The 14,533-nt window shown below is 71.8% G+C and carries 14 protein-coding genes; 5 read left to right on the top strand and 9 right to left on the bottom strand.

Features of this window, described 5'->3' with window-relative positions:
- Window positions 1-14: 14 nt before the first annotated feature.
- The 3 genes from pstA to pstS form a co-directional block, all read right to left on the bottom strand.
- Window positions 15-1,136, bottom strand: coding sequence for a phosphate ABC transporter permease PstA (gene pstA, locus MUN78_RS11740; RefSeq protein WP_429952179.1), 1,122 nt, complete (start codon window positions 1,134-1,136; stop codon window positions 15-17).
- Window positions 1,136-2,023 (bottom strand): phosphate ABC transporter permease subunit PstC, encoded by an 888-nt coding sequence (gene pstC, locus MUN78_RS11735; RefSeq protein WP_429952178.1) that lies wholly within the window; start codon window positions 2,021-2,023, stop codon window positions 1,136-1,138. The genes pstA and pstC overlap by 1 nt, the downstream gene beginning before the upstream one ends.
- A 156-nt stretch (window positions 2,024-2,179) precedes the next feature.
- Window positions 2,180-3,274, bottom strand: coding sequence for a phosphate ABC transporter substrate-binding protein PstS (gene pstS / locus MUN78_RS11730; protein ID WP_244690128.1), 1,095 nt, complete (start codon window positions 3,272-3,274; stop codon window positions 2,180-2,182).
- A gap of 145 nt (window positions 3,275-3,419) precedes the next feature.
- On the opposite strand from pstS, the gene MUN78_RS11725 reads away from it, so the two are divergent.
- Window positions 3,420-4,670 carry a CapA family protein gene (locus MUN78_RS11725; RefSeq protein WP_244726618.1) on the top strand — a complete coding sequence of 417 codons (1,251 nt, stop codon included), beginning with the start codon at window positions 3,420-3,422 and terminating at the stop codon, window positions 4,668-4,670.
- Between the two features lie 25 nt (window positions 4,671-4,695).
- Here the strand turns inward: MUN78_RS11725 and MUN78_RS11720 are convergent, their stop codons facing one another.
- From MUN78_RS11720 to MUN78_RS11705, 4 genes are read right to left on the bottom strand one after another with little or no spacing between them, the layout of a single operon-like run.
- Entirely contained in the window at window positions 4,696-5,682 is a 987-nt protein-coding gene (locus tag MUN78_RS11720; protein WP_244690124.1) for an NUDIX hydrolase, read from the bottom strand.
- Window positions 5,679-7,805 (bottom strand): RNA degradosome polyphosphate kinase, encoded by a 2,127-nt coding sequence (locus tag MUN78_RS11715; RefSeq protein WP_244726616.1) that lies wholly within the window; start codon window positions 7,803-7,805, stop codon window positions 5,679-5,681. Before MUN78_RS11715 ends, MUN78_RS11720 begins: the two co-directional genes overlap by 4 nt.
- Window positions 7,802-8,767 carry a mycothiol synthase gene (mshD, locus tag MUN78_RS11710; RefSeq protein ID WP_244726614.1) on the bottom strand — a complete coding sequence of 322 codons (966 nt, stop codon included), beginning with the start codon at window positions 8,765-8,767 and terminating at the stop codon, window positions 7,802-7,804. The genes MUN78_RS11715 and mshD overlap by 4 nt, the downstream gene beginning before the upstream one ends.
- Before the next feature lie 21 nt (window positions 8,768-8,788).
- On the bottom strand, window positions 8,789-9,460 hold the full coding sequence (locus MUN78_RS11705; RefSeq protein ID WP_244730079.1) for a winged helix-turn-helix transcriptional regulator: 672 nt from the start codon (window positions 9,458-9,460) through the stop codon (window positions 8,789-8,791).
- Window positions 9,461-9,573: 113 nt separating this feature from the next.
- Between MUN78_RS11705 and MUN78_RS11700 the strand changes: the two genes are divergently transcribed.
- The 3 genes from MUN78_RS11700 to MUN78_RS11690 all read left to right on the top strand — a co-directional run bounded on the left by MUN78_RS11700 (window position 9,574) and on the right by MUN78_RS11690 (window position 11,961).
- Window positions 9,574-9,873: a hypothetical protein gene (locus tag MUN78_RS11700; protein WP_429952177.1), complete on the top strand. Its 300-nt coding sequence runs from the start codon at window positions 9,574-9,576 to the stop codon at window positions 9,871-9,873.
- A gap of 191 nt (window positions 9,874-10,064) precedes the next feature.
- Window positions 10,065-11,177, top strand: a complete 1,113-nt coding sequence (gene ygfZ, locus MUN78_RS11695) for a CAF17-like 4Fe-4S cluster assembly/insertion protein YgfZ (RefSeq protein ID WP_244726610.1) — start codon at window positions 10,065-10,067, stop codon at window positions 11,175-11,177.
- A gap of 43 nt (window positions 11,178-11,220) precedes the next feature.
- Window positions 11,221-11,961: a phosphoglyceromutase gene (locus MUN78_RS11690; RefSeq protein ID WP_244726608.1), complete on the top strand. Its 741-nt coding sequence runs from the start codon at window positions 11,221-11,223 to the stop codon at window positions 11,959-11,961.
- A 117-nt stretch (window positions 11,962-12,078) separates the two neighbouring features.
- Here the strand turns inward: MUN78_RS11690 and MUN78_RS11685 are convergent, their stop codons facing one another.
- Complete coding sequence (locus MUN78_RS11685; protein ID WP_244690112.1) at window positions 12,079-12,264, bottom strand: DUF3073 domain-containing protein; 186 nt, start codon at window positions 12,262-12,264, stop codon at window positions 12,079-12,081.
- Window positions 12,265-12,395: 131 nt separating this feature from the next.
- On the opposite strand from MUN78_RS11685, the gene MUN78_RS11680 reads away from it, so the two are divergent.
- Complete coding sequence (locus MUN78_RS11680; protein WP_244726606.1) at window positions 12,396-13,031, top strand: hypothetical protein; 636 nt, start codon at window positions 12,396-12,398, stop codon at window positions 13,029-13,031.
- A 113-nt stretch (window positions 13,032-13,144) separates the two neighbouring features.
- On the opposite strand, the gene MUN78_RS11675 is transcribed toward MUN78_RS11680, so the two are convergent.
- Window positions 13,145-14,440, bottom strand: a complete 1,296-nt coding sequence (locus tag MUN78_RS11675; RefSeq protein WP_244690108.1) for a DUF445 domain-containing protein — start codon at window positions 14,438-14,440, stop codon at window positions 13,145-13,147.
- Window positions 14,441-14,533: the final 93 nt, after the last annotated feature.

Genomic DNA, 14,533 nt, shown 5'->3' with positions numbered 1-14,533 from the left:
GGGGCGGGGACCGGTCAGCGGCCGGTCTTCGGCGCGAACCAGCGCGCGATGAGCCGCGCGAAGAGGTTCAGGGCCATGACGATCAGGATGAGCACGAGCGCCGCGGCCCAGGCGCGGTCGACGAACGCGAAGGCCGGGTTGCCCTGGTTCATGAACTGCGTGTACACGTATACCGGGAGGGACTGCATGCGGTCGGAGAAGAGGTCGTAGTTCATGGAGGCCGTGAAGCCCGCCGTGATGAGCAGCGGCGCGGTCTCGCCGATGACGCGGGAGATCGCGAGCATGATGCCCGTGGTGATGCCCGCGATGGAGGTGGGGAGCACCACCTTCAGGATCGTCCGCCACTTGGGCACGCCGAGGGCGTAGGCGGCCTCGCGCAGCTCGTTCGGCACGAGCCGCAGCATCTCCTCGCTGGAACGGACGACGACCGGGATCATGAGGACCGACAGCGCGACGGCGCCCACGATGCCCATGCGGACCCCGGGGCCGAAGAAGAGCGCGAACAGCGCGAACGCGAAGAGGCCGGCGACGATGGACGGGATGCCCGTCATGACGTCGACGAGGAAGGTGATGATCCGCGCGAGGCGCCCGCGGCCGTACTCGACGAGGTAGATCGAGGTCATGAGGCCGAGCGGCACGGAGATGACGGTCGCGGCGAGCGTGATGAGCAGCGTGCCCACCATGGCGTGCAGCGCTCCGCCGCCCTCGCCGGTCACGTTGCGCATGGAGGAGTTGAAGAACTCCCCGTCGAAGCGGGCCAGGCCGTTGCTGATGACGGTGATGCCGACGGAGATCAGCGGCACCATCGCGACCAGGAAGGCCCCGGTGACGAGCCCGGTGACGAAGCGGTCGACGGCCTGCCTCGAGCCCTCGACGAGCGTCGACATCACCGTGATGACCACGAGATAGCCGATGGCGCCCACGAGCACCGCTCCGACCAGGGAGAACGCGGAGCCGGCGGCGGCCGCGAGCAGGGCGAACAGCGCGAAGGAGGCGACGAGGCTCGCGCCGAGCACGATCCACGGCGTGCGACGCGAGAGCCGATTGCCCGCGAGGGCCGAGCCGGCGCCGGAGGGGCGGACGGTGAGGGACACGGAGGGGGTCCTCTTCTCTGTGGGGGTGGTCTGCTGCAGCATCAGTTCGCCGCCGAGAACTCTGCGCGCCGGCTCACGATCCAGCGCGCGACCGCGTTCACGAGGAACGTCACGACGAACAGGATCAGGCCGGTCGCGATGAGCACGTTGATGTTCTCGCCGTAGGCCTCGGGGAAGGAGAGCGCGATGTTCGCCGCGATCGTCGACGGGTTCTCGGAGGTGAGCAGGCGCAGACTGATGACGCCGGTCGCCGAGAGCACCATGGCGACGGCCATCGTCTCGCCGAGCGCCCGCCCGAGCCCGAGCATCGCCGCCGAGACGATGCCGGAGCGGCCGAAGGGGAGCACGGCGAGCCGGATCATCTCCCAGCGCGTCGCGCCGAGCGCGAGCGCCGCCTCCTCGTGGAGCGGAGGCGCCTGGAGGAAGACCTCGCGGCAGATCGCGGTCATGATCGGCAGGATCATCACGGCCAGCACGAGGGCGGCCGTCAGGATCGTGCGCCCGGTGCCGGTGACGACGCCGCTGAAGAGGGGGATCCAGCCGAGGTACTCGTTCAGCCACACGTAGATCGGCTGCACGGCGGGTGCGAGGACGCCGATGCCCCAGAGGCCGAACACGACGCTGGGCACCGCGGCGAGCAGATCGACGACGTAGCCGAGCACCTGCGCGAGCTTGCGGGGCGCGTAGTGGGAGATGAAGAGCGCGATGCCGATCGCGAGCGGCAGCGCGACGAGCAGCGCGAGGGCCGCGGCCCACACGGTGCCGAAGACGAGGGGGCCGACGTAGGCCCAGAAGTTGCTGGAGAGCAGCGACGCGGTCTCGTCAGTGGCGACGAAGGCGGGGAGGCTGCGCGCGATGAGGAAGATCGCGACGGCGGCGAGCGTGACCAGGATCATGCTGCCCGCGAAGACGGCCGAACGGGAGAACACCCGGTCGCCGAGGCTGAGGATCGGTTTCCGGGGGCGGGGGCCCGGGACGCGGGGGCCGTGGAGGTGGGGGCGGTGGTCACTCGGGCTCCTGGGAAGGGACGGATGCGGACGGAGACCGGGCGTCGGGGCCGCTCCGGCCCCGACGCCCGGGGGCGATCACTTGATCGAGTCGATCGCGGTCTGGATCTTGCCGCGCAGGTCCTCGGAGATCGGGGCGCTGCCGGCGGCCTCCGCGGCCGTGCTCTGCCCGTCCTCGCTCACGATGTAGCTGAAGTAGGACTTGACGAGCTCGGCGTTCGCCGCGTCCGCGTACTCCTCGCAACCGATGAGGTAGCTCACGAGCACGATGGGGTAGACGCCCGCCTCGGTCGAGGTGCGGTCGAGCGCGATCGCGAGATCGTGATCCGTGCGGCCCTCCTCGAGCGGCGACGCGTCCACGATCGCTGCGGCGGCCTCGGGGGAGTAGGCGACGTACTCCTCGCCGACCTTGATCTCGACGGTGCCGAGCTCGCCGGCCTGCGAGGCGTCCGCGTAGCCGATCGTCCCGGTGCCGTTGGTGACGGCGCTCACGACGCCGGAGGTGCCCTGGGCGCCCTCGCCGCCGAACTCGGTCGGCCACGACTCGATCGAGCCGACGGTCCAGTCCTCGGGGGCGGCCGCCGCGAGGTAGTCGGTGAAGTTGCCGGTCGTGCCCGACTCGTCGGAGCGGTGCACGGCGGAGATGTTCTGGTCGGGGAGCGTCGCGTCGGGGTTCTGATCCGCGATCGCCGCGTCGTTCCACTTCGTGATCTCGCCGGAGAAGATCTTCGCGACGGTGGCGGCGTCGAGCTTGAGCGAGTCCACGCCCTCGACGTTGAAGATGATCGCGATCGGGGAGATGTAGGCGGGGAACTCGACGATGTCGCCGGTCGCGCAGCCCTCGAAGGGGCCGGCGGAGATCTCGTCGGTCTTGAACGCCCGGTCCGAGCCGGCGAAGGCGCTCGCGCCCTGCTGGAAGGTCTCGCGGCCGGCGCCCGAGCCGGAGGGCTCGTAGTTCACCGTGACGTCGGCGTTGGCGGTCTGGAAGCCGGCGACCCAGGCGCCCTGGGCCGAGTCCTGGGAGGAGGCGCCGGCGCCGACGAGCTCGCCGGAAAGGCTGGAGGAAGCGCTGTCGCCGGTGTCCGCGCCCGACTCGTTCGTGGCGCAGGAGGTGAGCGTCAGGGCGGCGATGCCGCCGATGGCTGCGACCTTGGCGAATGCTGAAAGCTTCACGTTGGGGTGATCCAATCTGAGAGATGGTCAGGGGATGATGACCGCGAACGGCCACGTGTCCACGTTAGGCACGCTGCGTGACGCGCGGTCTGCCGATGGGTGAACAGCAGGTGAACTCCCGGGGCGACGCGGGTGGCCCGTTAGCATGGAGTACGTGACCGGAACGATGAAGCTCCCCGCCCTCGCCGCAGCCCTCGCCGTCGTCGCGCTCGCCGTCGGCTGCGCCCCCGAGCCCGGAGCGGAGCCCGCCGAGCCGGCCCCGCAGCCCACGGCGGAAGCGCCGGCGACCCCGACGCCGGAGCCCGAGCCCGAACCCCAGCCGGGCGCCGGTCCCGCCTGCCCGACCGAGCGCTGCGTCAGCGTCGCCGTGACCGGCGACCTGCTCTTCCACGAGGGACTCTGGACGCCGTACGCGATCCCGACGAACGAGCAGGGAGACAACTTCGACTTCGTGCCGCTCCTCGAGGGGCAGCGGGCCTATCTCGACCGGACCGACCTCGCGATCTGCCAGATGGAGACGCCGCTCGCGCCCGTGGGCGGGCCCTACGCGGGCTACCCCGCCTTCAGCACGCCGCCCGAACTCGCGAAGGCGGTGAAGGAGGTCGGCTACGACGTGTGTACGACCGCCTCGAACCACACCGTCGACCAGGGGACCGAGGGGCTCGTGCGGACCCTCGACGCGCTCGACGCCGCCGGCATCGCCCACACCGGCTCCTACCGCGCCGAGGGGGAGCGCGACGAGCCGCTCATCGTGGAGGCGAACGGCGTCAAGATCGCGGTGATCACCTCGACCTTCTCGCTGAACGGGCTGCACGCGGAGCACGAGTGGCAGGTCGACTACCGCGAGACGGAGCCCCGGGTGGACCCGGAACGGGCGATCGCGAAGGCCGAGCGGGCCCGGGAGCTCGGCGCCGAGATCGTGATCGGCGTGCAGCACATCGGCGAGGAGTACTGGTCGGAGCCGACGCCCGGCCAGGTGGAGCTCGCGCATCAGCTCCACGACAGCGGCCAGTTCGACTTCGTGTACCAGCACCACGCCCACGCGGTGCAGCCGCTCGAGTCCTATGGCGGGAAGTGGGTGCTCTACGGCACGGGCAACACCATCAGCGAGTCCGCACCGCCCGCCCAGCAGGTGAACAACGAGTTCCTGATGACCCGGGTGCAGTTCGCCCAGCAGCCCGACGGCGCCTGGACGACGACCGACGTCGCCTGGAACGCCGCGACGAACACGCAGAACGGCGGCTACAAGTGGTGCTCCGTGATGCCCGATGCGCCCCAGGGAGTCTGCCAGTCGGCGGAGTTCGACGCCGGCGTGCTCGAGCGCACCCGCGCCACGGTCAACGCGATGGGCGCCGCCGAGGCCGGGGCGAGGGAGTGGCTCATCACCCAGGAGTGAGCGCCGCGCGGCGGCCGCCCCGAGCTCAGTGCTGCAGCGGGTAGGTCTCCACGCCGAGGATCCCCGCCCCCGGGCGGAGCCGGGAGAAGTGGAAGACGGAGAAGCCGGCGGGCGGGAGCGCGGCGGCCTCCTCGATGTAGCGGCCGGGGACGCTGCCCGTCGCGAGCGTGAGCTCCCGCGCGAGGTCGGGGAGTACGGGGCGGTGGCTGCACACGATCGCGCTGCGGGCCTTCGCGACGAGCTTGCCGACGGTGCGGCGCAGCGGGTCGAGATCGCCCGCGTCCCAGAAGTCCTGGCTGAGCTCCTCCTTCTCGCGGACGCGCTTGCCGAGGTGCTCGGCGAGCGGGGCGACGGTCGCCAGGCATCGCGTCGCCGTGGAGGACAGGATCCGCCGGGGGCCGAAGGCCTCCAAGATCGGCACGAGGGTCTCGGCCTGCTCCTCGCCCGAGGGGCGGAGGGGACGCGCGCGGTCCTCGGGGAAGGCCGCGCTGCGCGGCTCGGCCTTCGCGTGCCGCAGCAGGGTCACGGAGAAGGTCTCCAGCAGCCCGTGCTCCGCGAGCCCGAGGAAGACGTCGTAGAGCTCGCGGTCGGCGCGGTAGCTCAGCCGTCTCCGCGCCTCCTCCACGGGGACCCACTCGAGCGCCTGCACCTCCCCGTTCGGCGTGAACGTCGAGGCGAGGGCGGTCGCCGCGGTGACCTCCGCGGCCCAGTACTGCACGGTCTTGCTGCGGCCGCCGCTGAGCGCGTACTGGATCGTGCCGAGATTGACGCCGAGCGAGACGGAGAGGCCCGTCTCCTCCCGGGTCTCCCGGACGGCCGCCTGCGGCATGCTCTCCCCGGGATCGAGCTTCCCCTTCGGGAAGGACACGTCCCGCTGCTTCGTGCGATGGATGAGCAGCACCATCACCCGCTCGCCGCCGTCGCTCGCGCGCACGCGCCGCCAGCACACCGTGCCCGCGGCGAGGATCTCCGCGCCCGGTGCCGGCTCCGCCGTCGCGGAGCGCCCGCTCACCGCGATCTCCGCGAGCGGGCCTGCGTGCGGTCCTCCATGACGAGATCCTGCAGATCGGGGAGCGGTTCGCCCGACTCGCTCACGACGCTGCGGTGCCAGGAGCCGTCCGGCAGCATGCGCCACGAGGACACGTCGTCGCTGAAGGCGAAGGCGAAGAAGCGGTCGATGCGCGCGAGGTGCTCGCGGTCCGAGAGCTGCACGAGGACCTCGATGCGCCGGTCCAGATTGCGGTGCATGAGGTCGGCGCTGCCGATGAAGACCTCGCGCTCGCCGTCGTTCTCGAAGGCGTAGATGCGGGAGTGCTCGAGGTAGCGGCCGAGGACGGAGCGCACCTGGATGTTCTCGGAGAGCCCCGGAACCCCGGCGCGGATCGAGCAGATGCCGCGCACCCACACCTCGACCGGCACGCCGTCCTGGCTCGCGCGGTACAGGGCGTCGATGATCGTCTCGTCGACCATCGAGTTGGCCTTCAGCCTGATCCCGCTCGGCCGCCCCGCCCTCGCGTGCGCCGCCTCGCGCTCGATCCGTTCGAGCAGGCCGCTGCGCAGCTGCAGCGGCGCCACGAGCAGGCGGTCGTAGTCGGTCTCGATGGCGTAGCCGGAGAGCACGTTGAAGAGCTTCGTCACGTCGCGGCCGATCTCCGGGGAGGAGGTGAACAGGCCGAAGTCCTCGTAGATCCGGCTCGTCTTCGGATTGTAGTTGCCGGTGCCGATGTGGCAGTAGTGGGCGAGACGACCGCTCTCCTCGCGGATCACCTGCACGAGCTTGCAGTGCGTCTTGAGGCCGACGAGCCCGTAGACCACGTGCACGCCCGCCTGCTCGAGCTTGCGGGCCCAGGTGATGTTCGCCTCCTCGTCGAAGCGCGCCTTCACCTCGACGAGGGCGAGCACCTGCTTGCCGGCCTCCGCGGCCTTGATGAGGGAGGCGACGATGGGGCTGTCGCCCGAGGTGCGGTAGAGCGTCTGCTTGATGGCGAGCACGTCGGGATCGGTGGCCGCCTGCTCCACGAAGGCCTGCACGCTCGTCGCGAACGACTCGTAGGGGTGGTGCACGAGCACCTCGCGCCGCGCGATCGCCGCGAAGGTGTCGGGCTTCTCGCTCGGCGAGTTGGTGCGGAAGAGCGGGTGGGTGACGGGGATGTGCGGCTGGAACTTCAGGTCGGGCCGCGCGATCCGGGTCAGGGCGAACAGCCCGCTGAGGTCGAGGGGCGCGGGCAGCGTGTACACCTGCTGCTCGTCGATGTCGAACTCGCGCACGAGCAGCTCGAGCGTCGCCTCGTCCATGTCGTCGGAGATCTCGAGCCGGATGGGCGGGCCGAAGCGCCGCCGCAGCAGTTCCTTCTCGAGCGCCTGGATGAGGTTCTCGGTCTCGTCCTCCTCGATCTCCATATCCTCGTTGCGGGTCACGCGGAAGACGTGATGGTCGATGACCTCCATGCCGGGGAAGAGGCCCTCGAGCTGGTTCGCGATGAGCTCCTCGAGGGGGATGTAGCGCACGTCGTCAACGCTCTCGCGGCGGTCGACCCTGACGTACCGCGGGATCATCTGCGGCACCTTCAGGCGCGCGAACTCGACCTTGTCCGTGCGCGGGTTGCGCACGCGGATCGAGAGATTCAGCGCGCGGCCGGAGATGTAGGGGAACGGGTGCGCCGGATCGACGGCGAGCGGCATGAGCACCGGGTAGATGTGGTGCTCGTAGTAGTCGCGGAGGATCTCGTGGTCGGCGGCGTCGAGCTCGTCCCAGTCGACGATGCGCACGCCGGCCGCCGCGAGCTCGGGCTGCACGCGGGTGCGGAAGCACTCGGCGTGCCGCAGCTGCAGTTCGTAGGCGCGGCGGTTGATGTCGGCGAGCACCTCGGTGGGGGCGCGGCCGACGTTCGTCGGCACGGCGAGCCCGGTGACGATGCGGCGCTTCAGCCCGGCGACGCGGACCATGAAGAACTCATCGAGGTTCGCGGCGAAGATGGCGAGGAAGTTGGCCCGCTCGAGGAGCGGCACGGCCGGATCCTCGGCCAGCTCGAGCACCCGCTGATTGAACGCGAGCCAGCTGAGCTCCCGGTCGATGTAGCGGTCGGCCGGCAGCGCGGCCCGGTCCGGGGCGACGGCGCGGATCTCTTCGGTCATGCGTCCATTCTGACATCGACGCCCGCCCGCGGCTCGCGGCGCCACTGACGGCTGCGTGAATCGATCGTGAATCCGGCCGTCTCGTACATCCGCACGGCGGCGGCGTTCTCGCCGTCGACGTACAGCGTCACCCGTTCCGGGGCGTGCTGCGCCATCCGAGCGAGGGTCGCGTCGAGCAGCAGGCGCCCGAGGCCGCGCCCGGCGTACTCCGGCCGCACGCTGACGGCGTAGAGCTCGGTCTCCGCGTCCCCGTTCTCGCCGCGCACCGTCTTGATCCAGCTCGAGCCCGCTAGCTCTCCCGCGCCGTCCTCGGCGGCGTCCCCGGTGCCGCCCGCGGCGAGCAGCAGCAGGTCCTCGGGATCGAACCAGGGCTCGCGCCGCAGGATCGCGAAGTCCACCTCCGTGATGCGGCCCTGCTCCGGGTGGTCGGCGAAGGCGGCGGCGTTCGCCCGCACCCAGGCACCCGCGTCGCGCGGCGACGCCGGATCGAAGGCGCGCAGCGCGAGGCCCTCGGGCACGGGGAGGCCGAACGGATCGCGACCGTCCGCGGGCAGGAGCGCCGGGTCGAGCGCCATCCGGTAGAGGGAGCGGACCGGCGCGAAGCCACTCGCGCGCAGCAGCGCCTCCGCGCCGGGATTCTCGCCGTGCGCCCAGGCGAGCAGCGGCACGCCGTCGTCGGTCGCCGCGAGCAGCGCTCGCGACGCGGCGGCGCCGATCCCGCGTCCGCGCTCCTCGGGACGCACCACGAGATCGATCTCGCCGTCGCCCACGACGCCGACCGCGACCGGCCGGGGCGAGCCCCCCTCGGAGAATAGGCGCAGTGCGCGCTGCCCCTGCGCGGCGGCGAGGAGCGCCTGATCGGAGATCGCGGAGGCGCCGTCGTGCGCCTCCGCCTCGGCGACGAGCGCGCGGGCCGTCTCGATCTCGGCGGCGGACGTCGCCTCGGCGGCCTCGAGCGTCATGCGGGCTCCCTCTCCTCGGGGTTACTGCGGGGCGTCGTCCTCGGCCCGCGCCCGCGCGAAGCCGTAGCCCACGCCGCGGACCGTGCTGATGAGCCCCTCGTGCTCGCCCAGTTTCGCGCGAAGCCGCCGCACATGCACGTCGACGGTCCGCGTGCCGCCGAAGTAATCGGTGCCCCACACCTCGCTGAGCAGCTGCTCGCGCGTGAACACGCGTCCCGGGTGGCCGGCCAGGAAGTGCAGGAGCTCGAACTCCTTGTAGGTGAGGTCGAGCGGGCGGCCGAAGAGCCGCGCCGTGAAATTCGACTCATCAATGACAACGCCCGCGGATTGGACCGCGGGCGGAGGGGAGGAGGAGGCGGAGCGCTCGAGCAGTCGCAGGCGCAACTCGATCTCGGCCGGGCTCGCGGTCGGCAGGAGCAGCTCGCTCGTGCCCCACTCCGCCGTGAGCGCCGTGAGGGCGAGCTCGGGCAGGACCACGACCCGCGGCGTCTGCACGGCGTCCGCAAGGCTCAGGCACGCGGTGCGCGCGCGGCGGGCGTCGAGCGTGCCGTCCACGAGGATCGCGTCGAAGCGGCTCGCCATGGTCTCAGGGACGCGCAGCGACAGGGGGGAGGTCCGCAGCTCGTGGGGGAGCAGGTCGAGCCCCGGGAGCGAATCGGCGGGATCGCGATCGGTCAGACAGAGCAGCTGCATCAGATGCGCCCCCATTCATCGTGCGTTCAACCCGAGGCAATAGTACTGCGGGCTCTGTTTCGCGGTCGTTACGCGGCGGTGGCGCGCAGAGGCGATGTGGGAGAATGACGGGCGTGACCGAACCGAGCGACCTCCCCGAGCGCGAGATGCGCGATGTGCAGTCCTGGCACGTCCCGCGGCTGATCATCGCCTGGGCCGTCGCCGCGGTCATCGGCGTGCTCGTCACCGTCTTCGCGGAGCGGGAGGCGCGCTTCTCCTGGCTCGTGCTCGCGATCGGCATCTCCACGCTCGTGACGTTCGGCCTGCAGATCGGCACGGCGCAGCGCGACGGATTCATCACCCGGGTCGCCTTCAGCGTCGCGGGCTCCGTCCTCGTCATCCTCGTCGTCGACGTCGTCGGCGCGCTGCTCTGAGCCCGGCGGCCGCGGGGCGCGTGCGGCGCCCGCGCGTCTTGGTAGACTGGCCCCATGCTCCTCGCACTCGAACTCTTCTTCCTCGGTCTGCTCGGACTCGCCTCGCTCGCGATCGCCTGGGTCTCCGGCACCGTGATCTACAAGCTCTTCAAGGGCCAGCGCTGAACCCCTTCCTCGACCTTCCGGGGGCGGTGGCCCCCGACGACGGGGGCGCGCAGGGGGTCGCGGCGCACTACGGCGAGCCGCTGCCCGAGCAGCGCGCTCTCGCCGAGGGGCGAGCGATCGTCGATCTCTCGCACCGCGGGATCGTCGCGGTCACCGGCGACGATCGCCTGAGCTGGCTGCACTCGATGACGAGCCAGCAGCTCATCGGCCTCGCGCCGGGCGAGAGCACCGAGACCCTGCTGCTCGACCCCAACGGGCGCATCGAGCGCGCGATCCGGCTCGTCGACGACGGCGCCTGCACCTGGCTCCTCGTCGACGAGGGCTCGGCGGAACCGCTCACCGCCTTCCTCACCCGCATGCGCTTCGCGCTGCGCGTCGAGGTGCGCGACGTCTCGGACGAGTACGCGGCGGTGCTCGCCTTCGCCGGCCCGGCCTCCGAAGCGCTGCGCGCGGCCGGCCCGGCGGCAGAGTGGCGCGACCCGTGGGCCGCGGTATCCCGAGGGGGCGTGCAGTACGCCAAGGGCGAGCTCCACGCGGGGGCCGAGTGGACGGCGAGCCAGTTCGTCTTCCCCCGCGACGCGCTGGCCGGCATCGCCTCGTTCGCGCAGCAGGGCGGGCTGCGGCCGGCCGGGCTCCTGGCGCTCGACGCCCTCGAGGTGCGCGCCTGGCGACCATCCCAGCACGCCGACGTCGACGAGCGGGCCATCCCGCACGAGCTCGACTGGCTGCGGACCGCCGTGCACCTCACCAAGGGGTGCTACCGCGGCCAGGAGACGATCGCGAAGGTCCACAACCTCGGCCATCCGCCCCGGCGGCTCGTGCTGCTGCACCTCGACGGGGTCTCGGGCGAACTGCCGGTGCCCGGCGCCCTCGTCTTCCCCGCCGGTGCCGCCGCGGACCCCGCGGCCAGACCCGTCGGCCGGGTGACCCGCGCCGCGCTGCATCACGAGTGGGGCGCGATCGCGCTCGCACTCGTCAAGCGGTCCGTCGCCGAGGACGCGGCGCTCGAGGTGCGCGGCGGCGCCGATGCCGCCGACCCGCAGGCGCCCGTGCACGAGACGCATGCGGCGGCGCAGGAGGTCATCGTGCCGGCGGATGCCGGCCGCACGCGGGAGATCCCGCGGCTGGGCCGGCTGTAGCGCCCGCCGTGCGGGGCGATCCCGCGCCCCTAGACTGGGAGCCATGACGAATATGCTGATCCTGCTCCGTCACGGACAGAGCGAGTGGAACGAGAAGAACCTCTTCACCGGATGGGTCGACGTGCGACTCACCGAGCGGGGGCGGAGCGAAGCCGCCCGGGCCGGCGCGCTGCTGGCCGAGTCCGGGGTGCTGCCGGATGTGCTGCACACCTCGGTGCTCAGCCGGGCGATCCAGACGGCGCACCTCGCGCTCGACAGCGCGGATCGGCTGTGGATCCCGGTGCGCCGCTCGTGGCGGCTGAACGAGCGGCATTACGGCGCGCTCCAGGGCCTCGACAAGGCCGAGACGCTGCAGCAGTACGGCGAAGCCCAGTTCATGGAGTGGCGGCGGTCCTTCGACACCCCGCCGCCCGCGCTCGACGACGCGAGCGAGTGGTCGCAGGCGGCGGATCCCCGCTACGCGGGAATCGACGGCGAACGCCCCCGCACCGAATGCCTCAAGGACGTCGTCGAGCGCCTCGTGCCCTACTGGGAGCAGGAGATCCTCCCCGATCTCACGGGCGGCAGCACCGTTCTCGTGACCGCGCACGGCAACTCGCTGCGGGCGCTCGTCAAGCACCTCGAGGGGATCTCGGACGCCGACATCGCGGGCCTGAACATCCCGACCGGCATGCCGCTCGTGTACGAGGTCGACGACCGGGGGACGCCGAGCGGCCCGGGCCGCTATCTCGATCCGGAGGCCGCTGCGGCCGGGGCCGCGGCGGTCGCCGCGCAGGGTCGCTGAGCGCGCGGGACCGCCGAGCGCGGCGAAGGGATCCCTCCACGGGAGGGGCTCTTCGCCGTCGCGCCGCATCGGAAGCGCGGCTGCCGGTACGCCGCCGTCACGGAGAACCGGGAGGGGTCAGTCCTCGTCCTCGTCGTCCGTGTTGTACTTGTCGGCGTACTCCGCCCACGGGTCCTCCCCGCTCCGCCGGTCGGACTCCGCGGAGAGCTCCCGTTCAAGCGCCGAATAGTTCGTGTCGGGGCTGAAGTACTTCAGCTCCCTGGCGACCTTGGTGTGCTTTGCCTTCTGACGGCCGCGCCCCATGCGTGACCCCCTTACACATTCGGGCCCCGCGGGATCAACGCCGCGAAGCAGGTACCAATTCAAATAGACGTATGGAGCAGATTCTAGCATGATCGGCCCGACGGACGCGGCCCGGCCATTACGATGAAGGCATGGCTTCACGACGTGTTCGTCCGCTCCGGATCGTGCTCATCGCCGTCCTCGCGATCGCCGTGATCGCGCTCGTCGGCGCGCTCGTCGTCGCCCTCCCGATCCTCACGCATCAGAGCGCCGGCGGGTCCGGCCAGGAGATCCCGCAGGGCACCGCTTCGCACGCGGAGGCGACCGGCGCCGACGGGCGGACCCGCGAGCTCGAGGTGGCCGCGATCGACGGCGGGGAGCTCGACGTGGCCGCGCTCGTCCCCGGCCAGGCCGTCGAGGTGCGCGGCAGCGGCTTCGATGCCTCGATCGGCATATACGTCGCCGTCTGCGCGATCCCCGAGAGCCCCGGGGAGAAGCCGAGCCCGTGCCTCGGGGGCATCCCCGAGGGCGCCGAATCGGGTGAGGCGGACGGCGAGGCGCTCACGAGCGCGTGGGTCACCGAAGACTGGGCCTGGCGCGCCTTCGCGACCGACCGCTACGACGACGCGGAGCGGGGGAGCTTCACCGTGCGCTTCGCGGTGCCCCCGGCGAGCGGCGAGGGGCTCGACTGCCGCGAGACGCGCTGCGCCATCGCGACGCGCGCCGACCACACGGCCGGCGCCGATCGGGTGCAGGACATGCTGCTGCCGGTGGCCTTCGCCGAGTAGCGGCGCGGCGCCGTCGCGGGCGACCGCGATCCCGGCCCCGGCCCTCCCGGCTCCGTGTCGCCCGGCCCGGCGGGACCGCCCGGTCCGGGGCGGTCGGCCCGGCATCGCCCGGTTCAGTGCGCCAGGGGGGCGATGACGAGCGTGGCGACGGCGTAGATGGCGAGGCCCGCGAGAGAGCCGACGACGGTGCCGTTGATCCTGATGAACTGCAGGTCCTTGCCGACCTGCAGCTCGATCTTCTCCGCGGCCTCCCGCGCGTCCCAGCGCTGCACCGTCTCCGTGATGATGTTCGCGAGGTCGTGCCGGTAGTTCCGCACGAGGTGCTCCACGACCTCCATCACCCAGACGTCGATCTTGTACTGCAGCGTCGGATCGTCGAGGAGCTTGCGCCCGAAATCCTGGGCGGCCCCGTCGATGCGGGTCCGCAGCTCGCTCCCGGGATCCTCCAGCATCTCGACGAGCGCGGTGCGCGCCGCCTCCCAGGTGCTCGCCGCCAGCGAGCGGATCCGCGGGCTGTCGAAGACCTCGTGCTTGAACGCCTCGAGCTGCGTCTGCAGCCGCTCCTGCTCCCGCAGATCGCGGGCGAGATCGGAGAGGAACTTCGCGACGGCGATGCGGAAGGGGTGGTCGGGCTCGGCGGAGACGCGCTGCGCGAAGCGCACGGCCTCGGCGTGCAGGCGGTTGTCGACGAAGCGGTCGACCACGCTCGGCACCCAGGAGGGGAGCCGGGAGGAGACGACGCGGTCGAAGGCCGCGGGGTGGGCGACGAGCCACTCCTCGAGCCGGTCCGCGGCGATGTCCACGAGCGCCGCGTGATGCCCGCCCGCCACGAACGATTCGACGGCCGTGCCGAGGAGGGGCCCCCACTCGGGATCGACGACGTGCCGTCGGACGAGCACCTCGATGAACTCGCGCACGTCGTCGTCGTCGAGCACCGTGAGGGCGCCGAGCCCGGCGCTCGCGACCATGCTGCCGGCGCGCTGCGCGTTGGCCGGCTGCGACAACCACTCGCCGGCGGCGCGGGCCCCGCTGATCTCCGAGAGCTTCGCGTGCACCACCTCGTCCGCGAGGAAGTTCTCCTCGACGAAGGAGCCGAGCCCGGCGCCGATGTCGTCCTTCTTCGCGGAGATCAGGTTCGTGTGCGGGATGCGGATGCCGAGGGGGTGGCGGAAGAGCGCGGTCACCGCGAACCAGTCGGCGAGGGCGCCGACCATGCCGCCCTCGCTGGCGGCGCGCACGTAGCCGAGCCAGGGGAAGCGCTCCTGCAGCGCGAAGGACACGACGAAGACGATCGCCATGAAGACGAGGAGGGCGATCGCGATGCCCTGCATCCGTCGCAGCTCCGAGAGCCGGGCGAAGTCGGCCGGCGTGACGGCGCCGAGGGTGCGTCGGGAGCGGGGGAGCGGCATGCCAGTCATTATGCCCCCATCCGCATGCCGTGCAGCGGCCGGTGCCCGGCGCACGTCGCAGGATCGCCCCGGCGCTTCCCGACCGGGGCGGAC

Source organism: Leucobacter allii (assembly GCF_022919155.1).
GTDB lineage: Bacteria > Actinomycetota > Actinomycetes > Actinomycetales > Microbacteriaceae > Leucobacter > Leucobacter allii.
The sequence above is the reverse complement of the archived record's forward strand: the minus strand, read 5'-3'. Positions and strand labels throughout refer to the sequence as shown.